General features: G+C 65.3%; 23 protein-coding genes. 12 read left to right on the forward strand and 11 right to left on the reverse strand.

Features of this window, described 5'->3' with window-relative positions:
• Window positions 1–9: 9 nt before the first annotated feature.
• The 3 genes from hisG to hisS all read right to left on the reverse strand — a co-directional run bounded on the left by hisG (window position 10) and on the right by hisS (window position 3,573).
• Window positions 10–708 carry an ATP phosphoribosyltransferase gene (gene hisG, locus ACFSQT_RS36225; RefSeq protein WP_379026823.1) on the reverse strand — a complete coding sequence of 233 codons (699 nt, stop codon included), beginning with the start codon at window positions 706–708 and terminating at the stop codon, window positions 10–12.
• Window positions 705–1,826: an ATP phosphoribosyltransferase regulatory subunit gene (locus ACFSQT_RS36230; RefSeq protein WP_379026824.1), complete on the reverse strand. Its 1,122-nt coding sequence runs from the start codon at window positions 1,824–1,826 to the stop codon at window positions 705–707. Before ACFSQT_RS36230 ends, hisG begins: the two co-directional genes overlap by 4 nt.
• A gap of 244 nt (window positions 1,827–2,070) precedes the next feature.
• Window positions 2,071–3,573, reverse strand: a complete 1,503-nt coding sequence (gene hisS / locus ACFSQT_RS36235; RefSeq protein ID WP_379026825.1) for a histidine--tRNA ligase — start codon at window positions 3,571–3,573, stop codon at window positions 2,071–2,073.
• A 249-nt stretch (window positions 3,574–3,822) separates the two neighbouring features.
• Between hisS and ACFSQT_RS36240 the strand changes: the two genes are divergently transcribed.
• Window positions 3,823–4,068 carry a hypothetical protein gene (locus ACFSQT_RS36240; protein ID WP_379026826.1) on the forward strand — a complete coding sequence of 82 codons (246 nt, stop codon included), beginning with the start codon at window positions 3,823–3,825 and terminating at the stop codon, window positions 4,066–4,068.
• A gap of 351 nt (window positions 4,069–4,419) precedes the next feature.
• On the opposite strand, the gene ACFSQT_RS36245 is transcribed toward ACFSQT_RS36240, so the two are convergent.
• The gene (locus tag ACFSQT_RS36245) at window positions 4,420–5,058 is read right to left on the reverse strand and encodes a DNA-3-methyladenine glycosylase I (protein ID WP_379026827.1); all 639 of its coding nucleotides are present in this window, start codon (window positions 5,056–5,058) and stop codon (window positions 4,420–4,422) included.
• A gap of 212 nt (window positions 5,059–5,270) precedes the next feature.
• Here ACFSQT_RS36245 and ACFSQT_RS36250 point away from each other — a divergent pair, with 212 nt between their 5' ends.
• On the forward strand, window positions 5,271–6,014 hold the full coding sequence (locus ACFSQT_RS36250; protein ID WP_379026828.1) for a L,D-transpeptidase: 744 nt from the start codon (window positions 5,271–5,273) through the stop codon (window positions 6,012–6,014).
• Between the two features lie 271 nt (window positions 6,015–6,285).
• A complete protein-coding gene (locus ACFSQT_RS36255) occupies window positions 6,286–7,206 on the forward strand; it encodes a bifunctional 5,10-methylenetetrahydrofolate dehydrogenase/5,10-methenyltetrahydrofolate cyclohydrolase (protein WP_379026829.1) in 921 nt (306 codons plus the stop codon).
• 16 nt (window positions 7,207–7,222) lie between these two features.
• Here ACFSQT_RS36255 and glcF read toward each other — a convergent pair whose 3' ends face one another.
• The 4 genes from glcF to ACFSQT_RS36275 form a co-directional block, all read right to left on the reverse strand.
• On the reverse strand, window positions 7,223–8,548 hold the full coding sequence (glcF, locus tag ACFSQT_RS36260; RefSeq protein ID WP_379026830.1) for a glycolate oxidase subunit GlcF: 1,326 nt from the start codon (window positions 8,546–8,548) through the stop codon (window positions 7,223–7,225).
• Between the two features lie 12 nt (window positions 8,549–8,560).
• Window positions 8,561–9,766, reverse strand: a complete 1,206-nt coding sequence (locus ACFSQT_RS36265; RefSeq protein ID WP_379026831.1) for an FAD-binding protein — start codon at window positions 9,764–9,766, stop codon at window positions 8,561–8,563.
• 68 nt (window positions 9,767–9,834) lie between these two features.
• Window positions 9,835–11,331, reverse strand: a complete 1,497-nt coding sequence (locus tag ACFSQT_RS36270) for an FAD-linked oxidase C-terminal domain-containing protein (protein WP_379026832.1) — start codon at window positions 11,329–11,331, stop codon at window positions 9,835–9,837.
• Window positions 11,332–11,456: 125 nt separating this feature from the next.
• Window positions 11,457–12,779 (reverse strand): DUF3422 family protein, encoded by a 1,323-nt coding sequence (locus tag ACFSQT_RS36275; protein ID WP_379026833.1) that lies wholly within the window; start codon window positions 12,777–12,779, stop codon window positions 11,457–11,459.
• A 207-nt stretch (window positions 12,780–12,986) separates the two neighbouring features.
• Here ACFSQT_RS36275 and ACFSQT_RS36280 point away from each other — a divergent pair, with 207 nt between their 5' ends.
• The 3 genes from ACFSQT_RS36280 to ACFSQT_RS36290 are packed head-to-tail and all read left to right on the forward strand — an operon-like array spanning window position 12,987 to window position 15,770.
• The gene (locus tag ACFSQT_RS36280) at window positions 12,987–13,790 is read left to right on the forward strand and encodes an FCD domain-containing protein (RefSeq protein WP_379026834.1); all 804 of its coding nucleotides are present in this window, start codon (window positions 12,987–12,989) and stop codon (window positions 13,788–13,790) included.
• Between the two features lie 15 nt (window positions 13,791–13,805).
• Window positions 13,806–14,942, forward strand: coding sequence for an alpha-hydroxy acid oxidase (locus tag ACFSQT_RS36285; RefSeq protein ID WP_379026835.1), 1,137 nt, complete (start codon window positions 13,806–13,808; stop codon window positions 14,940–14,942).
• Between the two features lie 36 nt (window positions 14,943–14,978).
• Entirely contained in the window at window positions 14,979–15,770 is a 792-nt protein-coding gene (locus tag ACFSQT_RS36290; protein ID WP_379026836.1) for a metallophosphoesterase, read from the forward strand.
• A gap of 37 nt (window positions 15,771–15,807) precedes the next feature.
• Here ACFSQT_RS36290 and ACFSQT_RS36295 read toward each other — a convergent pair whose 3' ends face one another.
• Together ACFSQT_RS36295 and ACFSQT_RS36300 are read right to left on the reverse strand one after the other, a co-directional pair.
• Window positions 15,808–15,939, reverse strand: coding sequence for a hypothetical protein (locus tag ACFSQT_RS36295; RefSeq protein ID WP_257784452.1), 132 nt, complete (start codon window positions 15,937–15,939; stop codon window positions 15,808–15,810).
• Between the two features lie 303 nt (window positions 15,940–16,242).
• Complete coding sequence (locus ACFSQT_RS36300; protein WP_379026837.1) at window positions 16,243–16,941, reverse strand: type 1 glutamine amidotransferase; 699 nt, start codon at window positions 16,939–16,941, stop codon at window positions 16,243–16,245.
• A gap of 88 nt (window positions 16,942–17,029) precedes the next feature.
• Here ACFSQT_RS36300 and ACFSQT_RS36305 point away from each other — a divergent pair, with 88 nt between their 5' ends.
• The 4 genes from ACFSQT_RS36305 to ACFSQT_RS36320 all read left to right on the forward strand — a co-directional run bounded on the left by ACFSQT_RS36305 (window position 17,030) and on the right by ACFSQT_RS36320 (window position 21,189).
• The gene (locus ACFSQT_RS36305; protein ID WP_379026838.1) at window positions 17,030–17,674 is read left to right on the forward strand and encodes a hypothetical protein; all 645 of its coding nucleotides are present in this window, start codon (window positions 17,030–17,032) and stop codon (window positions 17,672–17,674) included.
• A gap of 31 nt (window positions 17,675–17,705) precedes the next feature.
• Window positions 17,706–18,440 (forward strand): 16S rRNA (uracil(1498)-N(3))-methyltransferase, encoded by a 735-nt coding sequence (locus ACFSQT_RS36310; RefSeq protein WP_379026919.1) that lies wholly within the window; start codon window positions 17,706–17,708, stop codon window positions 18,438–18,440.
• Window positions 18,441–18,707: 267 nt separating this feature from the next.
• Complete coding sequence (locus tag ACFSQT_RS36315; RefSeq protein ID WP_379026839.1) at window positions 18,708–20,081, forward strand: glutamate--cysteine ligase; 1,374 nt, start codon at window positions 18,708–18,710, stop codon at window positions 20,079–20,081.
• Between the two features lie 100 nt (window positions 20,082–20,181).
• Window positions 20,182–21,189 (forward strand): DUF937 domain-containing protein, encoded by a 1,008-nt coding sequence (locus tag ACFSQT_RS36320; RefSeq protein ID WP_379026840.1) that lies wholly within the window; start codon window positions 20,182–20,184, stop codon window positions 21,187–21,189.
• A 171-nt stretch (window positions 21,190–21,360) separates the two neighbouring features.
• Here the strand turns inward: ACFSQT_RS36320 and ACFSQT_RS36325 are convergent, their stop codons facing one another.
• Window positions 21,361–21,651, reverse strand: a complete 291-nt coding sequence (locus ACFSQT_RS36325; protein WP_379026841.1) for a DUF1127 domain-containing protein — start codon at window positions 21,649–21,651, stop codon at window positions 21,361–21,363.
• 232 nt (window positions 21,652–21,883) lie between these two features.
• Between ACFSQT_RS36325 and ACFSQT_RS36330 the strand changes: the two genes are divergently transcribed.
• Window positions 21,884–22,840, forward strand: a complete 957-nt coding sequence (locus ACFSQT_RS36330; RefSeq protein ID WP_379026842.1) for a LysR substrate-binding domain-containing protein — start codon at window positions 21,884–21,886, stop codon at window positions 22,838–22,840.
• A gap of 80 nt (window positions 22,841–22,920) precedes the next feature.
• Complete coding sequence (xseA, locus tag ACFSQT_RS36335; RefSeq protein ID WP_379026843.1) at window positions 22,921–24,486, forward strand: exodeoxyribonuclease VII large subunit; 1,566 nt, start codon at window positions 22,921–22,923, stop codon at window positions 24,484–24,486.
• The last annotated feature ends 4 nt before the right edge of the window (window positions 24,487–24,490 follow it).

The following is a 24,490-nucleotide window of genomic DNA, read 5'->3' on the forward strand; positions in this document are numbered from 1 at the left end:
CCCCCACCGCTACCCTACGGCCGCTGCCATCTTCGCGGCGATGTCGCGCAACATTGCTTCATCCGCCGCCGCGCGCGTCTTCCTCGACGCCACGAGGCAGGCCTGCGACTTCAGGACGAGGCCGTCGCCCAGCACCTTGAGATGATTGGCGCGCAGCGTCGAGCCTGTGGTGGTGATGTCGACGATGACATCGGCCAGCCCCGCGGCCGGCGCGCCTTCGGTGGCGCCGAGGCTCTCGACGATGCGATAGACCTGGATGCCGTGTTTTTGCGAGAAGAATTGCTGCGTCAACCGCCAGTATTTGGTGGCGATGCGCAGCCGCCTGCCATGCCGCTGGCGGAAATCGGCGGCGACGTCATCGAGATCGGCCATGGTGTCGACGTCGAGCCAGATCTCAGGCACAGCGACCACCACATCGGCACTGCCGAAGCCGAGACGGGCTACGATTTCGGCGCGGGCCTCCCAGTCGGCGAGGTTCTCGCGCACCAGGTCTTCGCCGGTGATGCCGAGATCGACCGCGCCCTGGCCGATCTCGCCAGCAATCTCGGATGCCGACAGGAACGCCACTTCGATGCTTTCCGCGCCTTCGATGCGGGCGCGGTAGGCGCGCTCGTCGCCGGGCAGGCTGACGGCGAACCCGGCCTTGGCCAGCACCTCCAGCGCCTGCTCCTTGAGGCGGCCTTTCGACGGGATCGCCAGCGTGATCATGGCGCCGTCTCCCGCAAGGCTTCTATGCGGTCGAGCCAGACGGAAAAGCCGACGCCGGGGATCGGCGTCTTGGCGCCAAGCAACGTCAGCAGCCGGTCATAGCGGCCGCCGCCGACCAGCGGCCGGTCGCCATTCTGCGCTGCGATCTCGAAGACCAGGCCGGTGTAGTAGTCGAGCGGACGGCCGAAGGCGGCATCGTAGCGGATTGTTCCGACCGGCAGGCCGTGCGCCTCGATCGCCTTGGCGCGGGCGGCGAACTTCTCCAACGCCGCGCCCAGCGACAGCCCGGCACCACTGGCGAAGGCGTCCAGCGCCTGGACCGCGCCATCCAGCGGCACGTCGATCGCCAGAAAAACCTTCAGCGCCGAAAAAGCCTCGTTCGACAGCCGCACGCTGCGCAATTCGGCCTTCTCGATCAACCGCCGCGCAATGTCGGCCGGCGAGCGCCCGGCGGAGGCCGACAGGCCGGCCGCCTCCATGCCACCGGCGATATGCGCGGAAAGACCTTCGACATCGCCGTCGAGGACAAGAGCCGCGACCGGGCCGGAGAGCTGGCCGTTGCGCGGCGGGTTGGCGAGGTCGGCGAGTGCGGCCTGCAGCATCGGCGCCGAGCCGAAGGCGCGGGCAAGACGCATGCGCCAGCCGCGCGGCAGGCCAAGCGCGGCCAGCACCGCCTCGAAAATGGTCTGGTCGCCGAGCGTGATCGCCAGCGCCTGGCCAGGCAGCACCAGGGCAAGCAGCGCATGCGCATCGGCCAGCGAGCGGGCATCGGCCTCAGCGGTGTCGCGGTCGCCGAGATCCTCGATGCCGCCCTGGAAGAACTCGTTGCCGCCTTCGCGGCGCTGGCGAAACACCTCGCCGAGGTAGGAATAGCGGCGCGGCGTGCCGGCCTGCGAGCTGATGTGATCGAGGCAGACCGGAATGGTGAATTCCGGCCGCAGGCACAGCGTCTGCCCGGTCTCGCTTTCGGTGAGGAAAATGCGCCTGCGCAGATCCTCGCCGGCCATGTCGAGGAACGGGTCCGCCGGCTGCAGCACGGCAACCTCGACCGCATGCGTGTTGCGCGTGGCGAAGAGGTTGATGATGTCGGCTGATATTGCGGGGTAGCGGGAGGTCAATTTGGCCTCCGTATCGCACGATCCGCTGATTTGGGCCCAGTGGGTCGGCCGCACGTCGGTGCTCTACGGCGCCCCCCTCTGTCCTGCCGGACATCTCCCCCACGAGGGGGGAGATCGAAAGTCGCGACGGCTTTCGCCAATCGCCTGCATTGCAAGAAACGCGAGGCGGATGAAGCGGCCAATCTCCCCCCTCGTGGGGGAGATGTCCGGCCGGACAGAGGGGGGGCGCGACAGAACGCGGCCTCTACTTGCCACGCGCCCTCTCCTCGGCCTGCGCCGCCAAGATCTTCTTCACCTCGGCGACCAGTTCGCTTTCCGCCACCGTCACCTGCGCCGGGCGCGCGGCGCGCCATTCGGCGTTGTCCGTGATCTCGGCCGACATGCGCGCGCCTTCGATCAGGTCCTTGATCTGCAGCTCGCCCTTGGCGCGCTCGTCGCCACCCTGGATGATGGCGACCGGGCAGCCGCGGCGGTCGGCGTATTTCAGCTGCGCCTTCATGCCGGCGCCGCCGAGATACATCTCGGAACGGATGCCGGCGCCGCGCAACTCGCTCACCATCTTCTGGTAACGGCCGAGGCTTGTCGTGTCCCTGTCCATCACCAGCACGACGACCGGCGCGATCACGTCGGCGCTGTCGAGCTTGCCGAGGTTCTTCAGCGCCGTCATCAGCCTGCTAACGCCGATCGAAAAACCGGTCGCCGGCACCGGCTCGCCGCGAAAGCGCGAGACCAGGCCATCATAGCGCCCGCCGCCGCCGACCGAGCCGAAGCGCACGATCTGGCCGTCCTCATTGGGGATCTCGGCCAGCAGCTCGGCCTCGAAAACCGGGCCTGTGTAGTATTCGAGGCCACGCACGACGGAACGGTCCATGGCAATACGGTCTTCGGCATATCCCGCGGCCCGCACCAGGGATTCGATCGTCGAGAGTTCGCCAACGCCTTCCTGGAAAACCGCGTTCGCGCTGACGCTGGACTCCTGGCCAGCCTGCTCATTCCTCGCCGTCGCGAGAAGCACCGCCTCGGCTTGCAAATCATTCAACCCGCCGCCCTTGGCGAAGTCGCCTTCGCCTTCCTTGCCGCCATCCCAGCGCCCCGGTCCAAGCAGGAGCCGCACGCCTTCGGGCCCGAGCTTGTCCAGCTTGTCGATCGCCCGCAGCACCGTCAGCCGGCGGCCGGCATTGTCGTCGCCGCCAAGGCCGATCGCCTCCAGCACGCCGTCAAGCACCTTGCGGTTGTTGACGCGGATGACGTAGTCGCCGCGCTTGATGCCGAGCGCTTCCATGACGTCGGCCATCATCATCGCCATCTCGGCGTCGGCGGCCACGCCCGGCGTGCCGATGGTGTCGGCGTCGAACTGCATGAACTGGCGGAAGCGGCCGGGGCCGGGCTTCTCATTGCGGAATACCCAGCCGGAGCGATAGCTGCGATAGGGCTTGGGCAGCCGCTCGTAATTCTCGGCGACAAAGCGCGCCGTCGGCGCGGTCAGGTCATAGCGCAGCGACAGCCATTGATCGTCATCGTCCTGGAAGGAGAACACGCCTTCGTTCGGCCGGTCCTGGTCGGGCAGGAATTTTCCAAGCGCATCGGTGTATTCGATCAGCGGCTGGTCGGCCGGTTCGAAGCCGTAGAGCTCATAGACCGAGCGGATCGTCGCCATCATCTTCTCGACGGCGCGGATGTCTTCAGCGCTGCGGTCGGCAAAACCGCGCGGCAGCCGCGCTTTCGTCTTTTCCGATTTGTCGGCCATGGGATGGGTACTCGGTGTTTCGTGGCTTCGTGCGGTAGGAAATCTCCTATTTTCCGCAGCGCGCGTGTCCTAACCGATGCAGCTTTGTGCGGCAAGGGTTTGCAGCCTTGCCTCTCCCTGCCGGGAGAAGACCGAACCGAACCGCCCTGAAACAACCCGCACCAAAAATGAAACAATCCCGCCATGAGCGCGGCATCGTGCCGACACAATCGCCGCCGATAACCACGCGGACACGAAGGGGTTCGGGCCATGACCAGCACCGCAAGATTCCAGGCCATCGCCGGCGAATTGCCCGCGCGCCTGCGCCCAGCCGGCATCCACGCTCAGACAATGGTCAGCCAGGCTGCCGGCCCCTTCGACATACCCGCCGACACCAGCAACGGGCCATCCATGCGCGACGCGTTGATGACCGGCCTGCTGGTGATCTACCCGACCGTGGCCACGGTGGTGGCGATTGTCGCCGGGCTTTTCCTGGCCAGCGCCAACGGCACCTGAAGTTTAGACGGGTCAGCGCCAGCGGCTGCAACGATAGCTATGTACGTTCAGCGACGGCGGGCAGCGCGAATCTACGAAACGTCGCGCTGCCCCTCATCCGCCTGCCGGCACCTTCTCCCCGTGAACGGCATGGCAATCGCATATGGCGCTCCCCCACTCCGTCTCGGCTTCGCCGAGCCACCTCTCCCCCACATTCGGGGGGAAGAGGAAATGCCAACCGCCGAGGTTGCAGCCTTGAAAGGCTTGGGTGTCCTCTCCCCCATGGACATGGGGGAGAGGTGGCCGCGCAGCGGCCGGAGTGGGGGGCTGGCGGCGCCATATGCGATTGCCCGGTGAACGGGGAGAAGGGAGTTACTTCGGCCTTTTAAAAGCCTTCCGCTCCTTCTCGACTTGCTTGCGGCAGACACAGCCCTCGAGATGGTCGTTGACCAGGCCCATGGCCTGCATGAAGGCGTAGACCGTGGTCGGGCCGACGAAGCTCCAGCCACGCTTCTTCAGCTCCTTTGAAAAGCGAACCGATACCGCCGTGGTCGGGTTGGCGCGCAGATGGGCGAGGTCGACGATTTCGGGCCGCTCGTCCTTGCCGGGTTCGAACCTCCAGAACCAGGCTGCCAGCGAGCCGAATTCATCGGCCATCTCGCGGGCGCGTTTGGCGTTGTTGATGGTCGAGACGATCTTGCCGCGATGGCGGATGATGCCGGCATTGCCGAGCAGGCGCTCGACGTCCTTGTCGGTGAAGGCGGCGACATGATCGAATTCGAAGTTGGCGAAGGCGTCGCGAAAATTCTCCCGTTTGCGCAGGATGGTCAGCCACGACAGGCCCGACTGGAAACCTTCGAGGCAGATCTTTTCGAACAGCCTGCGGTCGTCGGCGACGGGCCGGCCCCATTCGTGGTCGTGGTAGTGCAGATAGTCGGGCAGATTGCCGTGCCAGAAGCAGCGCGCGACACCGTCGGGACCGGCCAGCAGGCCGGTGTTTTCCTTTTCCATAGCTAAAAATCCGTTCGTTAATGCGCCTTTGCGCTGCATTTACCGTGGCTTTACCAGATTCCTGAACCCGGCGGTAACCACACCGAAAGGTTTACTGACACGCACGCATTTTACGCATTCCGATTCATGTTTCGGTTGCTGCTTGCGCGCCAATGATCGCCGAACCGGGGGCGTTTCCACCCGGTTGTATCAGACGATCAAGGTGCGTCCCGATGAAGACAGTTCTGTTTCCCGTGCTCGGCGCCGCGGCTGTGTTTGCCGCCGGCGTCACGCCCTCAGCCGCCGGCGACCGCTATGCCGACAGGCCGCCGGTGATGGTGAGCCCCGACCTTTCCGCGCCCTGGGTGCTGCAGCTTGGCCATGCGCCCGGAATCGTGCGCCAGAACCGCCAGGTCGTGCAGCAACCGCGCCTTCGCTACGCGCAGCCGGGGCAGCCCGACAGGGTGCAGACGGCGGCGGTGCAGGCGCCGGCCAAGCGCATGGTCATGCGTCCGCAGATCAACCCGATCTACCTGCCGCAGGAAGTCGCCTATGACGGCCCGCAGAAGCCGGGCACGATCGTCATCGACACGACGCAGAATTTCCTCTTTCTGGTCGAGAAGAACGGCAAGGCACGGCGCTACGGCGTCGGCACCGGCAAACCCGGCTTCGAGTGGTCGGGCACGCACAAGATCACCAACAAGCGCGAGTGGCCGGACTGGCGTCCGCCGGCGCAGATGATCAAGCGCGAGGCCGCCAAGGGCCGCTACCTGCCGACCTATCTGGCCGGCGGCATGGAGAACCCGCTCGGTGCACGCGCGCTCTATATCGGCACGACCGAATATCGCATCCACGGCACCAACCAGCCATGGACGATCGGCGGCGCGGTGTCGTCGGGTTGCATCCGCATGCGCAACGAGGACGTCGTCGACCTCTATGAACGGGTCAATGTCGGAACCACGGTCGAGGTGATATAGTTCCGGGTGCGAATCACTTGGCCGGCAAAGCACCTCGCTTTTCGCGGTCAGTCTAGGAGATAACGGGGGACGGGCCGTATGGGGATGCGGCCAGTCAGGAAGGGCAGCACGGGAAACCGCGCTGCCCTTTCCGTTTTCGACCGGAGCCTTAAGGTCAGCGAGACACTCCCTGGTCGGCACGTCGCGCAAAAACCATGACGGTTCGCTTTCGCGCTGCCCTTGCCGATGTTCTTTTGCTATGTCGGCGGTATCAAAGCAAAAGAGTTCACCCATGTCCCTGTCCGACGACAGCCGCTATCTCAAGGGCGGGCCGGTTGCCCAGCGCATCATCGCCGCCGTGCGCGAGGATGCGGCGATCGCCAAAGCCGAGGGCTTTCCGCCCAAGCTGATCTCGATCACCGTCGGCGACACCGCGGCGGTGGAAGTCTATGTGCGCAACCAGCGCGCCAAGGCGCAACTGGCCGGTATCGATTTCGAGGAACGGCGCTTTCCCGCCACCATCACATCGGGCGAACTGGAAGCGGCCATCCACGGCCTCAACGCCGATCCGCGCGTCACCGGCATCATCATCCAGCGGCCGGTGCCGGCGCATATCCCGGTCAGGACGCTGCAGGCGGCGGTGCATCCGCTCAAGGATGTCGAGGGCATGCATCCGGCCTCGATCGGCAACATCGTCTATAACCAGCTCGACCTCGCGCCCTGCACGGCGGCCGCCTCGGTCGAGCTGCTGAGGGAGACCGGCCTCGATCTCAAGGGGCTGGAAGTCGTCATCGTCGGCCACTCCGAAATCGTCGGCAAGCCGATCGCTTTCCTGCTGATGAGCGAAGGCGCGACGGTGACGGTCTGCCACCACATGACGCGATCGGTTGCCGCGCATGCGCGTCGCGCCGATGCGCTGTTCGTCGCCGTCGGCAAACCGCGGCTGATCAAGGCCGACATGGTCAAGCCGGGCGCTGCCGTTATCGACATCGGCATCAATTCCGAGATCGGGCCCGATGGCGCGAGCCGTATCGTCGGCGACGTCGACACCGAGAGCGTCAAGGACGTCGCCTCCTGGATCACCCCGGTGCCGGGCGGCGTCGGTCCGATCACGGTGGCGATCCTGCTGCGCAACACGATGGTGGCGCTCAGCCGGCAGCGCGCGCTCTATGAGGCGACCTACGGCACGGCCGACAGGCTCGCGGCGGAATAGGCACCGGGACGGGGCCCTACTCCGCGGCGATCAGGCTCTGTTCCGGAACGCCTTCCGGCTTCGGCCCGCCATAGGCCCAGTCGAGTAGCTTGATTGTATGCACCACCGGCAGCTTTGCGGCCGAGGCGATCTGCGTGATGCAGCCGATGTTGCCGGTGGCAACGATAGAGGCCCCCGTCGCCTCGATGTTTTTCACCTTGCGGTCGCGCAGCCCGGCCGAAATCTCGGACTGCAGGATGTTGTAGGTGCCGGCCGAACCGCAGCACAGATGGCCCTCGCGCGGCTCGCGCACAATGAAGCCGGCCTTGGCCAGCAGCTCCTTCGGCTGACGGGTGATCTTCTGGCCGTGCTGCATCGAGCAGGCCGAATGATAGGCGACGATGGTGCCGGGCTTGCGCACCGGTTCAGGCAGGTCGAGACCGGCCAGATATTCGGTGATGTCCTTGGCCAGCGCCGACACGCGCGCGGCCTTGTCGGCATAGGCCGGATCCAGGCGCAGCATGAAGCCATAGTCCTTGATCGTCGTGCCGCAGCCCGACGCGGTGATGACGATGGCATCGAGCCCGCCCTGTTCGATGGCGTGCGTCCAGGCGTCGACATTTTGCCTGGCCGAGGCAAGCGCAGCCTGCTCGCGGCCCATGTGATGCACCAGCGCGCCGCAGCAGCCCTCGCCCGGCGGCACCACGACCTCGACGCCGAGCCGCGTCAGCAGCGCAATCGTCGTTTCGTTGATGGCGGGATCAAGCACCGATTGCGCGCAGCCAGTGAGGATGGCGACGCGGCCCTTTTTGGTCCCCTGCCCGGCATGGATGCCCGGCGAGGCCATCGGCGATGCCGTCGGGATCGATGCCGGAGCGAGCTTGAGCATGGCGCCAAGCGGCTTCAGCGCCGGGACCTTCTCGAACAGGCCAATGAACGGCTTGGCCAGCCTCGCCAACCTGAGTGCTGCGCGAAAACGCGCGGGATAGGGCAGCACGAAGGCCAGCATGGCGCGGATCAGGCGGTCGACCAGCGGCCGCTCGTAAGTCTCCTGGATGTGCGCGCGGGCATGGTCGACCAGATGCATGTAGTTGACGCCCGACGGGCAGGTGGTCATGCAGGCAAGGCACGACAGGCAACGGTCGACATGGGTGACGATCTCCTTGTCGGCGGGACGGCCGTTCTCCAGCATGTCCTTGATCAGGTAGATGCGCCCGCGCGGCGAATCCAGCTCGTTGCCAAGCGTCACATAGGTCGGGCAGGTGGCGGTGCAGAAGCCGCAATGCACGCATTTGCGCAGGATCTTTTCGGAGTCCGCGACATGCGGATCGGCAAGCTGGGCAGCTGAAAAATTGGTCTGCATCGCGTTCTGGTCCTAAGCCATGCGGCCGGGATTGAGGATGTTTTTCGGGTCGAATTCCTGCTTCAGGCGCTGGCTGAGTGCGGCAAGCGCCGGCGCCTGCGGTTCGAAGACCGGCAGGGCGGCACGATGGGCGGGTGCGGCGCGCACCAGCGTCGCATGGCCGCCGCCATGTTTTCTCAACAGCCCACGCAGCAACGCGGCTTCCGGGTCGCCCGCTTCCATGCGCAACCACACCAGCCCGCCCTGCCAGTCATAGAAGGCGCTGACGGCGGCCTGCATGCGCAGGGTCAGGACCATCTGGTGGCCCTCTCCCGGCGCCATCGACACGCGCCAGACAGGTTTCTCGCTGTTGTCGGCGAAGGGCCTGCAATCACGAACATCGCGCCAGATCAGCCGCGAAGCCTCACCGGCAATCTCCTGCAGCGGCCCGGTCTTGCCGAGCAGCGTTTTCAGCGCGGCGATGCGATAGGCGACGGAGGGGCCAAAGCCCTCGACGCGCAGCAGGGTCGCGGCCTCGCTGCCGAGTGTACCGCCGGCGACGCGCGCGGCGATGCGCTCCGGCAGATGCGCGGCACTCGATACTTCCGCGCTGGAGCCTAGAGCGAGGGCCATGACCGCGGCAGCGGCATCATCGAGCAGGCCACGGATGGCGAGCGTGACCTCGGCCTCGGCAGCGGGCAGCACCTTGAAGGTGACGTCGGTGAACGCGGCCAGCGTGCCCCAGCTGTTGGCCATCAGCTTCGACAGATCATAGCCGGTGACGTTCTTGACCACGCGGCCACCGGACTTGAAGGCCTCGCCACGGCCTGAGACGGCATTGATGCCGAGGATATGATCACGCGCCGCGCCCGCCTTCAGCCGGCGCGGGCCGGACAGGTTCGCGGCGAGCACGCCGCCGATCGTGCCTTTGCCAGGTTCGCTCCCGAGCAGCGGGCCGTAGTCCATCGGCTCGAAGGCGAGTTGCTGGCCGTTTTGCGCCAGCAGCGTTTCGATGTCGGCCAGCGGTGTGCCGGCCTTGGCCGACAGCACCAGTTCGGCCGGCTCGTAGAGCGTGACGCCGGTGAGTTTCGACAGGTCGAGCGTGTGTTCGCTCTGCTGCGGCCGGCCGATGCCGCGCTTAGAACCATGACCAAGGATTTCGAGCGGCGATCCCTCCGCCGCCGCCCAGGCGACGGTGGACAGCACTTCGGCCGAGGTGGTTGGAGTGAAGATGGTCATGGCTGTCCCTGGTTCCTCGCCCCCGTGAAGCGGGGGAGAGGAACCCCCATTCTGAGACGCCGTCACCCTCAAAACCTCGGAATGTCCGGAAACGGCAGCTTGCCGCCGGAAATGTGCATGCGGCCGAGTTCGGCGCAGCGGCGCAGCTGCGGGAACACCTTGCCCGGGTTGAGCAGATGGTTGGGATCGAAGGCGCATTTGACGCGCATTTGCTGGTCGAGGTCGATCTGGTTGAACATTTCCGGCATCAGGTCGCGTTTCTCGACGCCCACGCCGTGTTCGCCGGTCAGGACGCCGCCGACCTTGACGCAGAGCCGCAATATGTCGGCGCCAAAGCTTTCGGCCTTGTCGAGTTCGCCCGGCACGTTGGCGTCGTAAAGGATCAGCGGATGCAGATTGCCGTCGCCGGCATGGAAGACATTGGCGACGCCGAGACCATATTTCTCCGACAGCTCGCGCATGCCGGCCAGCACGCGCGGCAGCTCCTTGCGCGGGATGGTGCCGTCCATGCAGTAATAATCCGGCGAGACGCGGCCAACCGCCGGAAAGGCCGCCTTGCGGCCGGCCCAGAAGCTCAGCCGCTCCTGCTCCGACTGCGAGATGCGGCAGGTGGTCGAACCGTTGCGGATGGCGATCGCCTCGACGGCGGTGATGAGGTGATCGACCTCGACGCCCGGCCCGTCGAGCTCGACGATCAGCAGCGCCTCGACATCCAGGGGATAGCCGGCATGGACGAAATCCTCGGCGGCATGGATCGCCGGCCGGTCCATCATCTCCATGCCGCCCGGAATGATGCCGGCGCCGATGATGTCGGCGACGCACTGGCCGCCCTGTTCGCTGGTCGGGAAGCCGATCAGCAAAGCGCGGGCGGTCTCCGGCTTCTTCAGGATGCGCACGGTGACTTCGGTGACGACGCCGAGCAGACCTTCGGAGCCGGTCATGACGCCGAGCAGGTCGTAACCTTCCGCATCGAGGTGGCTGCCGCCGAGCCGCACCAGCTCGCCGTTCATCAGCACCATCTCGATGCCGAGTACGTTGTTGGCGGTGAGGCCGTATTTCAGGCAGTGCACGCCGCCGGAATTTTCCGCGACGTTGCCGCCGATCGAGCAGGCGATCTGGGAGGATGGATCGGGGGCGTAATAGAAGCCCTCCTGCTCGACGGCGGTGGTGATGCCGAGATTGGTGACGCCCGGCTGGGCGACGACGACACGGTTGGGGAAATCTATCTCAAGGATCCGGTTGAAGCGGCTCATGACCAGCAGCACCGCGTCCTCGAGCGGCAGCGCGCCGCCCGACAGCGAGGTGCCGGAGCCGCGCGGCACGACGCGGATGTTGCGGTCGTTGCAGTATTTCAGCACGCGGGAAACCTGCGCCACCGTCTGCGGCAGCACCACGACCAGCGGCAACTGCCGATAGGCCGTCAGGCCATCGCTCTCGAAGGCCCGCATGGAATTGGCGGCGTCGACGACACCCTCGCCCGGCACGATGATGCGCATGTCGGCGACAATCTCGTCGCGCCGGCGCATCGTGGCGTCGTCTGGTTTCGGCATGGCCAGGCCGGACATCAGCAGCCTCTTTTTGCTTGACTGGTCAAAATCTTTTACCAGTGAAGCGCGGCGGTTGCAAATCCTGCCGTGGTGAAGACTCCAACATCAAGGTCGAGACAAGCTTCCGCAGCGGCAATCTGCCGCTATTCCCCCGCCAGCTTGCCGGGTTCGGAATGCATCCGGCGCACGCGGCGCACGCCCCACCAGACCAGCAGGATGGCGACCGGCACCGAAGCAGCCGTGACGACCTCCGGTGCGAAGGCATGGCCGAAGATCGAGGCGCCCTTTGCGACATAGCCGATGAGGCCGACCACATAATAGGAGACGGCGGCGACCGAGAGGCCTTCGACGGTCTGCTGCAGGCGCAGTTGCAGGCGGGCGCGGTTGTTCATCGACGCCAGCAGGTCGCGGTTCTGTTTCTCGACCTCGACATCGACCCAGGTGCGCAGCAGCGTCGTGGCGCGGGTCAGCTTGCGCGACAGGTTGGCCTGGCGCTCCTCGACCGAGCGGCAGGTGCGCATGGCCGGCGCGACGCGGCGCTGCAGGAACCCACCCCAGGTGTCGTAGCCAGGCACGGCTTCTTCCTCGAGCGCCTCCAGCCGCTCGACGACGATGCCGTCATAGGCGCGGCTGGCGCCAAAGCGGTAAAGGCTCGATGCCGCGTCGGCTTCCAGCTCGGCGGCAAGTTCGGTCAGGTCGGCCAGCAGCGTCTGGCTGTCGCGGGTCTCGGCGACCTTCATTTCCAGCGTGGTCTGCGCCAGCCGGTCCTCGATGCGGCGGGCGCGGCCGGACAAGGTCAGCGCCAGCGGCAGGCCAAGCATGGCCAGCGTGCGATAGGTCTCGATGTCGATCAGCCGTTGCGACAGCGCCCCGGTGCGCGCCGGCGTCAGGCCGCGGTCGAGCACCAGCATGCGGGTCATGCCGTCGCCATCCTGGCGGAAGTCGGTGATGATGGCGGCGTTGCCGCGCTCGACCAGCGAATAGCACAGGCTGGTGGGATCGAAGCCGGCGATCAGTCTTTCGCTCGTTTGCGTCCATTTGCGGATTTCGAGCCTGATCCCCGAAATGACGGTGCCTGGCGGCGAAAATCCATTGCCGAACGGCGAGTCCTCCTGCGCTCTGCCGCTTTCGGAGAGCGGCCCTTCCCACAGATAGGTCGAGAATTCCGTATGCCGCTCCCAGCGCAGCGAGCCCTTGCCCCACTTCATGGCGTGATGGCGGGCCTGGCGGTCGGGTGCGGCGATGCCGAGACGCCGCGACAGTTCGGACAGCACCGCATGGTCGACGCCGGAGCCGCCCTCGGTCATGAAGGCCAGTTGCACCAGGACGCGCGGCTTTTCGATCAGCGGATGCGGCCGGGCATGGACCTCGCCAAGCGCACCGGGCCGGCCCTCATGCGCTGGAAACCCCATGACGCTGCCCTTGGCGCGCGGCTGGAACTCGAGATTGGACGGGTCGTCTGACACGGCTTGTCCCCCGGGGTTCTCTGGACCCTCTTACATTGCGTCCCTCTAGGGCCAATGGCCAGATGACGCAAACAACAAAGTTTAGCCGAAGACGATATGGCGTCTGGCGGCAAATCGACGCGCTTCGCCCAATTGGATAAATAATTTGACCAGTTGGCGACGCAGGCTTTATCCTGCGCGACACCGGTTCACCTTCCAGGCATTCTGTTGAGCGACATTTTTTCCAGGATCGAGCATTCGCGCACCGCCGACGAGGTGGTGCAGCAGATCGAGAGCCTCATCCTCGAAGGCGTGCTGCGCACCGGCGACCGGTTGCCCGGCGAACGCGAGCTTGCACGCCAGTTCGACGTGTCGCGGCCGATCCTGCGCGATGCGCTGAAGGCGCTCGAAGGGCGTGGCCTTTTGACGACCAAGGCCGGCGGCGGCACGCATGTCGCCGACATCATCGGCCAGCTGTTCACCAAGCCGGTGGCGGACCTGATCTCGACGCATCGCAAGGCGGTGGCCGACTATCTGGAATACCGGCGCGAGATCGAAGGCGTGGCGGCCGAATATGCGGCCCGGCGTGCCACCCCGGAGGATCTGGCGCTGCTCGACCGCATCATGGCGCGCATGGATGAGGCGCATCGGACCGGTGATTTCGACGATGAAGCCGAGATCGATGTCGAATTCCACCACGCGATCTGCGAATGCGCGCACAACATCCTGCTCTTGCACACGCTGCGCTCCTGCTACCGGCTGCTGTCGGAAGGCGTGTTCCAGAACCGGCTGCTGGTGTTCACCGTGCCCGGCGCGCGCGACGCCCTGCTTGCCCAGCACCGGGCGATCCACACAGCGGTCAAGGCTGGCGACCCGGCCGCCGCCCGGCAAGCGGCGATGGACCACATGATCTATGTCGAGCGGTCGATGGCCGAGGCCGAGCGCAGCGGCGACTGGCAACGCGTCTCGCGGCTAAGGCTCAGGCAGCGCTCTGAAGCGGGCGAGCTCGAATCGGCACGCAGACGCTCCTAGTAAGCGGGGACCTTCATGAGCCAAATCCTCACCATCGCCGACCTCAAGGATCTGGCGCGCCGGCGCGTGCCAAAAATGTTCTTCGATTATGCCGATTCCGGCGCCTGGACCGAGAGCACCTACCGGGCCAACGAGGAGGATTTCGCCAAGATCAAGTTCCGCCAGCGCGTGCTGGTCGACATGAGCAACCGGTCGCTGGAATCGACCATGATCGGCGAAAAGGTGGCGATGCCGGTGGCGCTGGCGCCGACCGGCCTGACCGGCATGCAGCATGCCGATGGCGAGATGCTGGCGGCGCAAGCTGCCGAGGAATTCGGCGTGCCGTTCACCCTGTCGACGATGAGCATCTGCTCGATCGAGGATGTCGCCTCGGTGACGAAGAAGCCGTTCTGGTTCCAGCTCTATGTGCTGCGCGACAAGGATTTCGTGCTCGACCTGATCGACCGGGCGAAGGCGGCGAAGTGCTCGGCGCTGGTGCTGACGCTCGACCTGCAGGTCCTCGGACAGCGCCACAAGGATGTCCGCAACGGACTTTCGGCGCCGCCCCGGATGACACTGGCCAACATCGCCGACATCGCCATTCGCCCGCGCTGGTGGATGGGCATGGCCGGCACGAAGCGCCGCACCTTCCGCAACATTGTCGGCCATGCCAAGGGCGTCGGTGACATCGCCTCGCTGTCCTCCTGGACGACCGAGCAATTCGATCCGCATCTGTCATGGAAGGATGTCGCCTGGATCAAGGAGCGCTGGGGCGGCAAGCTGATCCTGAAAGGCATTCTCGACAAGGAAGACGCGCTGATGGCGGCCAAGACCGGCGCCGACGCGATCGTGGTTTCCAACCATGGCGGGCGGCAGCTCGACGGCGCGTCGTCATCGATCATGGTGCTGGAAGAGATTGCCGACGCGGTCGGCGACACGATCGAAGTGCACATGGATGGCGGCATCCGCTCCGGCCAGGATGTGCTGAAGGCGCTCTGCCTCGGCGCCAAGGGCACCTATATCGGCCGGCCATTTCTTTACGGCCTGGGTGCGCTTGGCAAGGAAGGGGTTACCAAGGCGTTGGAAATCATCCGCAAGGAGATGGACATCACGCTGGCACTGTGCGGAAAGCGTCTGGTCACCGACATGGGCAAGGACCAGCTCCGACGCTAAGTCCCGTGACAGCCTGACCACGGAGACAATGGGACATTGGCAGAACCCGGCATCCATTTTCTCGACGCGCATGGGCCGGAAGGTGTGCGTCTTTACGCAATCGGCGACGTGCATGGCCGGCTCGACCTGCTGGCCGCAATGCATCAGCGCATCGAGGCCGAGATCGAGCAGGAGGCGCCTGCCGACTGGCGTGTCATCCATCTTGGCGACTATGTCGACCGCGGACCGGACTCACGGGGTGTCATCGACTTCTTGATCAAAGCGCGAGAGCGCGACCCGCGCCATTTGATGCTGGCCGGCAACCACGACGTCGGCTTTCTCGACTTTCTCAAGAAGCCCGACCCGGAAGGGCTTTTCATCCGTTTCGGCGGCATCCAGACGGCGCTGTCCTACGGCGTGGCAATCAGCGACGGCACCAGCATGTGGTTGGGCAAAGCCGAGTCCGCCGTGCGCAAAGGGCATCAGGCCCTGGTCGAGGCGGTGCCGCAAACCCACATCGATTTATTGCGATCGCTGCGGCTTTCGCTGACGCTGGGGGATTTCTTCTTCTGCCATGCCGGCATCAGGCCAGGCATCGCGCTGGCAAGGCAAAACCCGCAGGATCTGATCTGGATCCGCGACGTCTTCCTCAACTATCCGGGCCTGTTCCCGAAGATCGTCGTGCACGGGCACACGCCGGTGCCGGAGGCGGAGGTGATGGTCAACCGCGTCAATGTCGACACGCTTGCCTGGCAATCAGGGATGCTGACCGCGCTCGTCGTCGACGGCCCGGACAAACGCATCCTGACGATCACGATCAAGGAGCCTGGGACGATAAGGGAAGCTTGAGCTTTGCGCGTCCGAGGACGCGAAAAACGCTTCCCGCTTAGCGCAACGAGGCGGTGACGCCGTAACCGTCGACGGCGTTGTGATTGTTGGCTGCGTCGGCGGAATAGATGCCGAGACCGCACAGCACGATGGCGGACAACATGGCAAAGGACAGAAGCGCTGCTTTCACGGAGGTCATCTCTTGTTGAGCTTTGTGCATCTGTGCACCGGGCGGTTACCAATGCGTTGAAACGGAGAATTCGCTTCAAAGTTTCGACGATTTCGCGCTTCTAGGCGCGTTCTGTATCGACGGTGTGTCGCACGGGTCACACAAAAGGTTCATCGCGGTTGCACAGCCGATGCAGAGCGCGCGCCTTCTAGGATGGCGGGCGGACACAAGCCAAGGATGAAAGGGGTTTTCCCCAGGCGGTTTCACCGCCGCGTGCCAATTATGTCACGCGGCAGGGCACTGGCGGACGAGGCTCAACACACCCTAGATCGTCGCCACCCAGGCGCGGGCGATGGCGAGACCGGCAGCATCGGCGTCAGGCCCGTTGCGGGCCATTTCGCCATCAAGCTTGCCAGCCCAGTCGGGATGGCGCGCGGCGATGATCGGGGCAAAGGACGTGCTCCAGTCCTTCACCATCGGGCGGTCGGCCTCGAAATGGAACTGGAAGCCGTAGACCGCACGGCCGACGCGAAACGCCTGGTTCTCGGCGACATCGTTGCCGGCGAGCCGCACGGCATTTTCAGGCAGCACGAACGTGTCGTCGTGCCACTGGAAGATCGGGAATTTCTGCGGCAGCGCGCCCAGCACCGGATCGGCCTTGGCGTCCGGCGTCAGCGACACGCCATGCCAGCCGAACTCGTTGGCGCCACCGATGCGGTTCTCGCCACCGAAGGCGCGGGCAACGAGCTGGCTGCCGAGGCAGATGCCGAGCACGGCACGATCCTTGTCGGCGAAATCGCGGGTCAGTTCGAGCAGTGCCGGAAAATAGGGGTAGTCGTCGTCCGCCAGCGCATTCTGGCCGCCACCGAGCACCACCATGGCGTCATGGCCAGCCGCGTCGTTCGGCAGGGGATCGCCCTTGTAGGGCAAGCGCAGATCGAGATCGGCGCCCGCTTCGGCAAGCGCGGCGCCGACCTGGCCAAGGCCGGTATTGTCGTAGTTCTGGACCACCAGCACCCGCATCGCAAAACCCTGCTGACATGAAAATGATGCGACGAGCGATATCATGCCGCCTGCATTGCAGCCAAGATGCGTGTTGCGGGAGAAAGCTATGCCACTGCAGAACCGGGTCGATCCGTTCGGCGCCATCCACGCCGTGCCCGAGCGCGGTCTGTTCACCGGCAATCGCGGCATCATCCACGATCCCGAGACAAAGACATTGCTGAAAAAGCGCTGGGCGCTTCCGGCCTGGATCATCTGCGTCTGCCAATTCCGCAATGTCCGGCGCGAACCGATGGGGCGCAACCGGCCCGGTGGCAAAGCGGGCTGGACGGAGCTGTTCTTCCTCGACGAGGTGACGGCACTGGCGGCCGGGCATCGCCCCTGCTTCTTTTGCCAGCGCGAGCGGGCCAAGGACTTCGTCGGCCGCTTCGGCGAGGCCTTCGGCATTGCCGAACCGCGCGCGCCGCAGGTCGACAGGCGGTTGCACCAGGAGCGGCTGGCGTCGGGCGGCAAGCCACCGATGGTGGCTCTCGAAGAGCTCGCCGGCCTGCCGGACGGTGCGATGGTAGCGGATGGCGGTATCGCCTATGCCTTGCGCGCCGGCAAGGCACTGCGCTGGTCCTTTGCCGGATATGGTCCTCTCGCCGATGTCGGCCTGCTCGGCAGGCCGCTTGCGCTGCTGACCCCGGCCACCACGCTCGCCGTCCTGCGGCATGGCTTTCGACCGGTGTGGCATCCGTCCGCCGAGACTTGACGCCGGCGGCGGGCTCGCTCATTCCTCGGCGATGCGCGCCAATTACAAGATGCAACGTCTGTTCGTGCCCGACGATCTCGGGCCAGACATCGAATTCGATGCCGGCCAGCAGCAGAGCCACTATCTCGTGCATGTGCTGCGGCTCGGTGAAGGCGCCGAAATCCTGGTGTTCAATGGCCGCGACGGCGAGTGGTCGGCGGCAATCGCCGCGAAAACAAAAAGGGCGGCGCGGCTGAAAGTGCTGGCGCCGCAACGGCCGCAGCCGCCATTGCCCGATCTCATCTACTGCTTCGCCCCGCTGAAGCAGGGCCGGCTCGACTATCTCGTGCAAAAGGCGGTCGAGATGGGCGCAGGCATCCTGCAGCCGGTCATCACCCAGCACACGCAAGTGGCGAAGCCTTCGATCGATCGCCTGCGCGCCAATGTCGTCGAAGCCGCCGAACAATGCGGCATCCTGGCGGTGCCGGAGGTGCGCGAAGCGGAAAAGTTCGACCGCCTGCTGACCGGCTGGGACAGAGAGCGGCGGCTGATCTTCTGCGACGAGGACGCCTCGACCAACAATCCGCTGCCGGCGTTGCAGGCGGTCAAGGAAAAGAAGCTTGGGCTGCTGGTCGGGCCGGAGGGCGGCTTTTCCGACGACGAGCGCAGGACGCTGCGCGCCCTGCCCTTCGTGACCGCCATCCCGCTTGGCCCGCGCATCCTGCGCGCCGACACGGCGGCGGTGGCCGCCCTTGCGGTGATCCAGGCAACCGTCGGAGACTGGTGAGCAGCGCCCTTCCCTTCTGCCCCTGCGGGAGAAGGAAAAAACCCTCGCCAGCGTTCAATTCCTGTTGACCTGTGGCTCAGGATTTTTCGCTTGATCGTCTGCTGACATTTCGTCCATTTAGCGCCGGCGGTCGTCCGATCGTCCTACGGCGCCGCGCGTCCTTTCGAAACGCGCAAAGGAGGCTGTAGCACTTTGATTTGAAGGGGCAGATGATCCTTTCCGAAAATCGAAAGCCGATTTTCGGGATCATGTGCGGAGGGCTTGCAAATGGCGCGCGATACAACCGATTTCCGCCCGATCGAAGGCGTCGATGAACTCGTCGAGCATCTGGCCGAAGGCAACAAGCCGCGCGACAAGTGGCGCATCGGCACCGAGCACGAGAAATTCCCATTCTATGTCGACGGCAACGCGCCTGTGCCCTATGGCGGCGAGCGCGGCATCCGCGCCATCCTCGAAGGCATGCAGCAGAAACTCGGCTGGGATCCGATCATCGACGACGGCCGCATCATCGGCCTGGTCGAGCCGACCGGCCAGGGTGCGATTTCGCTGGAACCCGGCGGCCAGTTCGAGCTGTCCGGCGCGCCGCTGGAGACGATCCACCAAACCTGCCGCGAGGGCAACGCGCATCTGGCGCAAGTGCGGGAGATCGCCGAGCCGATGGGCATCCGTTTTCTCGGCCTTGGCGGCAGTCCGAAATGGTCGCTGGCCGAGACGCCGAAAATGCCGAAGTCGCGCTACGAGATCATGACGCGCTACATGCCCAAGGTCGGCACCAAGGGTCTCGACATGATGTACCGCACCTGTACGATCCAGGTGAACCTCGACTTCGAGAGCGAGGCCGACATGCGCCGCAAGATGCAGGTGTCGCTGAAGCTGCAGCCGCTGTCGACGGCATTGTTCGCCAATTCGCCGTTCACCGAGAGCCGGCCAAACGGATTGCAGAGCTGGCGCGGCGACATCTGGCGCGACACCGACAACCAGCGCTCGGGCCTGCTCGAATTCTGCTTCTCGCCCGATTTCGGGTTCGCCGACTATGTCGAATGGGCGCTCGACGTGCCGATGTATTTCGTCATCCGCGACGGCCACTATCACGACATGACACACATCACCTTCCGCCAGTTCATGGCCGGGGTCGCGCGCAACGAAGTGCCAGACGGGCTGCCGACAATGGGCGACTGGGCGAACCATTTGTCGACGCTGTTTCCGGACGTGCGGCTGAAGCGTTTCCTGGAAATGCGTGGCGCCGATGGCGGGCCATGGCGGCGCATCTGCGCGCTGCCGGCCTTCTGGGTCGGGCTGCTCTATGACGAGGCCGCGCTCGACGCGGCGGAGGCGTTGACCTCCAGCTGGAGCTACAAGGAAGTGCTGGCGATGCGCAACGCGGTGCCGGAACAAGGCATTTCCGCGCCCTTCCGCAACACCACGCTGCGCGAGATCGCCCGCGACGTGATGGTCATCTCGCGCATGGGGCTGAAGAACCGGGGCCGCAAAAACCGCGATGGTTATGACGAAACCTCGTTCCTCAACACTTTGGACGAAGTCGTCGCGCGCGGCACCACCAGCGCCGAGGAGATGCTCTCCGCCTATCACACGCGCTGGGGCGGCTCTATCGAGCCGGTGTTCATGGAATACGCCTACTAATCCCGCGAAGTGGGCGCGGCCGATTGATTGGCAAAAGCCGCTTCAATCGGCCATCGAAACGAACTAGGCTCTCCACCTAGGATTTCCGGAGGAGAAGCCGATGCCTACCTTGTTCGATATGCTGGCGCAGGCTCAGAACGGCAACGGCATGCAGGCGCTTGCCCAGCAATACGGGCTTTCGATGCAGCAGACGCAGGCGGCCGTTGCCGCACTGCTGCCGGCCTTTTCGCAAGGGCTGCAGCGCAACACCGCCGACCCCTATGGGCTCGGCGCCTTCATGACGGCGATGGCGAGCGGCCAGCACGCCAAATATTTCGAGGACGCGACGCGAGCCTTCTCGCCGCAAGGCGTCGATGAGGGCAACGGCATTCTGGGCCATCTGTTCGGCTCGAAGGAGCTGTCGCGCGCCGTGGCCAGCCAGGCGGCGCAAGCGAGCGGCGTCAGCCAGCAGATCCTGCAGCAGATGCTGCCGGCGATAGCCTCCATGGTCATGGGCGGGCTGTTCAAGCAGACGACAGGACAGATGCAGGCGGCCGCCGGCGGCTTTGGCGGTGGCGGCAGCAATCCGCTCGGCGAGATCATCGAGCAGATGATGCGGCAGAGCGGCATGCAGGCCCCGCAAACGCGCCAGGCGCCGCAGCCCCAGAACCCGATGGACAACCCGCTCGGCAAGGTTTTGCAGGACATGTTCGGCGGCGGGACGCCGCAGCCGCAAAGCCAGCCGCAGCCGGCACCCAATCCCTATGGCGACAATCCGTTGGGGAAGGTGCTGCAGGACATGTTCGGCGGTGGGGCACCGCAGCCGCAGCAATCGCAGCAGACCCAGAGCCCCTATGGCGACAATCCGCTGGGGAAAATATTCGAAGAGATGATGCGTGGCGGCGGTGGCGGTTTCGGCGGGGGCGGACAGCCGGAGCCGCAACAGCCACAGGCGGCCTCGCCGCGTCAGGCGCCGCAGCCGCAGACAAATCCGAGCGGCCGGCCGAGGAACCCCTTCGACGATCTGTTCGGCAAGATGTTCGAGACCGGCGCCCAGCAGCGCGACGAGTACCAAAAGGGCGTGGAAAACATCTTCGACCAGTTCAAGCGGGACATGGACCGGCGGTAGCTGGCGAGCTGGCGGCGAAACTTCGGCCAAGCAGAAAAAGAAAAGCCCGGTCCTGGGAGGACCGGGCAACGTGCAGGCAGGCCGGCGGGGAACCGGCAGGGAGTGGGGAGCCTGCATAATCCTTGGTCGCGCTGAACCTCAAAAAGGTTCAACGGACCGAAACTGAAGCAATCAGGCCACCTTGCGGGCGAGATCCTCGATCGTTTCGACGCGATCGCTGGCGATTGCGCGCAACATCGCCGTTGGGTCGCGGCCGAATGGCACGTCGATGGCGACATGCAGGTCGGCGCGCGTCAGGCCGATGTCGGCGAGTTCGGCATCCGACATCTCGCCAAGGCGGTAGAAGGCGCGGCGATTTTTCCAGGCGCGGTAAACATTGGAGACAGTGTTTGCCACGCGCGTCGCAACGGCCGGACGCGAGGTGATGCGCGAGGTCTCGGTGGCGAAATCAAACGTGGTCATGTCAGTCTCCTTCAGACTCGAACGGACAAAGCCTTGCCCTCGGCGCTGGCGACAGCGGCCGTTCCGGCTTCGATTCACTTCGGTGATGCCTGTCGTTGTCCCAAAACCGGTGTCCACCTTTGGGCGACATGCATTGGCTTCATGTGGACAATGCCAATTTGCCATCGACCGATTGATTAATCCAACGAATGTTTCTAATCTTTAGCATCAACATCAATGATGGATTGGACCGATGAAAGCGCCACTCGATCTCGATCAGTTGCAGACCTTCATCTCGATTGCCGACACCGGCAGCTTTACGCGGGCAGCCGAAGAGGTGCACCGGACGCAGTCGGCGGTGTCGATGCAGATGCGCCGGCTGGAGGAGCGGATCGGCAAACCGCTGTTCGAGAAGGACGGGCGCACCAACAGGCTGACCGAGGAGGGCGACAAGCTGCTCTCCTACGCGCGGCGGCTGCTCTATCTCAACCGCGAAACACTGGCCGCCTTCGACGACCGGCGGCTCGAAGGCACGATCCGCATCGGCACGCCCGACGACTATGCCGACCGTTTCCTGCCCGAGATCATGGCGCGCTTCACGCGCTCCAATCCACGTGTCGAACTGACCGTCATCTGCGAACCGACGCCGGGGCTGGTCGAGCATATCAAGCGCGGCAATCTCGATCTGGCGCTGGTGACGCACAACGATGTGCGTGGCCAGTCGGAGGTGGTGCGGCGCGAGCCGCTGTTGTGGGTCACCTCGGCCAACCATGCGACGCATGAACAGGAAACGTTGCCGATGGCGTTTGGCCGGCCGAACTGCATCTGGCGGCGCGCCGCCGTCGAAGTGCTCGACCAGCAGAGCCGCGACTATCGCATCCTGTTCACCAGCTTCTCGGCCACCGTCATCACCGCCGCGGTGCTTTCGGGCCTGGCGATCTCGGTGCTGCCGGAATGCGCGCTCAGGCCCGGCATGCGGGTGCTGGGCGAAGCCGACGGCTTCGGCGCCCTGCCCGATTGCCGCATCGGCATCATGCGCGGCCAGACGTCGCGACCGGAGATCGTCGACGCGCTTGCCCGCCATATTTCGGAAAGCCTGGACAATATTTCCGTGCCGCTCAGCGAAGAGACCGGGACATTCGACTTCGCCGCCCTCGCCTTTGCCAAGATGAAGCGGACGAAGCCGAACCAGATCCTGCCGGGCTGGTAGGCGGGTCACGCACAAGGTTATGCGTGTCTGGGCTGAGGCGGCGCCTTGACGTGGAGCGCTAACCGTTCCCCAATCGGCCGATGAGCGAGGCAGCATCCGAATCACGCACCAACGCCACCGAATACACGGTGAGCGAGATTTCCGGCGCGCTGAAGCGCACGGTCGAGGACGTCTTCGGCAATGTGCGGGTGCGCGGCGAAATCTCCGGCTATCGCGGGCCGCATTCGTCCGGTCATGCCTATTTCGCGCTGAAGGACGATCGCGCCCGGCTCGACGCCGTGGTGTGGAAGGGCACGATGAGCCGGCTGAAATTCCGCCCCGAAGAGGGGATGGAGGTGATCGCCACCGGCAAGCTCACCACCTATCCCGGCAAGTCCAACTACCAGATCGTCATCGACAATCTGGAGCCCGCCGGCGCCGGAGCCTTGATGGCGCTGCTGGAAGAACGCAAGCGCCGGCTGCAGGCGGAGGGCCTGTTCGACACCGGCCGCAAGCGGTTGCTGCCGTTCATGCCGCGCGTCATCGGCGTCGTCACCTCGCCGACGGGCGCCGTCATCCGCGACATCATCCATCGCATCAAGGACCGCTTTCCACTGCACATACTCGTCTGGCCGGTGCGCGTGCAGGGCGAGACGGCGGGTGCGGAAGTAACCGCCGCGGTCAACGGCTTCAACGCGCTGGCCTGGGATGGCGCCATCCAGCGCCCCGATCTGCTGATCGTGGCGCGCGGCGGCGGCAGCCTCGAAGACCTCTGGGGCTTCAACGACGAGGCGCTGGCGCGCGCCGTTGCCGCCTCCGCCATTCCGGTGATCTCGGCTGTCGGCCATGAGACCGACTGGACGCTGATCGACCTGGTCGCGGATCGCCGGGCGCCGACGCCTACGGGTGCCGCCGAAATAGCCGTGCCGGTGAAGGCCGACCTCGAAGCGACGCTTGCCAGCCTCGGCGCGCGGCTCAAGGCGGCGGTCTTGCGCAATTTCGAGCGCAAGCGGCAGGCAGCCCGTGCGGCGGCCCGCGCGCTCCCCTCGCCCGACCAATTGCTGGCGCTGCCGCGCCGACGCCTCGACGAAGCGACGAGCCGGCTCGGCCGGGCCCTGTCTGTCAGCGTCGATCGCAAACGGGCACGGCTCCAAGGCCAGCGACTGACGCCGGCCACGCTGTCGCGGCGCATGAACGAGGCCCGTACGCTGACCGGGCGCGACCTCGCCCGCGCGCAGGCAGCTTTTTTTGCCATCGTGCGCGAACGTCGCGCGCAATTTTCGCGCACCGCGACGCGTCTTTCGCCGGCACCGATCGCGCGGCGCCAGAAACTGCAAGGGGACACGCTGGCGGCGCTCGCGCGCCGGCAGGATCGGGTGATCACCGTGCGGCTCGAGCGCCTGCGCGGGCAACTGGGCCAGGCCGAGCGCCTGCTGACCACGCTTTCGCACAAGGCCGTCCTGGCGCGCGGCTTCGCCCTGGTGAAGGACGCCGACGGGGCGGTGATCAAACATGCGGCCGAGGTGGCGTCGGGAATGGCGCTATCGCTGGAGTTCGCCGACGGCACCGCCGATGCGATTGCCACCAGCGGCATGGCCAAACCGAAAGCCGTGGCCAAGCCGGCGGCCAAGGCCAAAGAGCCCGGCAATCAGGGATCGCTGTTTTGAGATC

It is taken from the genome of Mesorhizobium calcicola, assembly GCF_042682105.1.
GTDB lineage: Bacteria > Pseudomonadota > Alphaproteobacteria > Rhizobiales > Rhizobiaceae > Mesorhizobium > Mesorhizobium calcicola.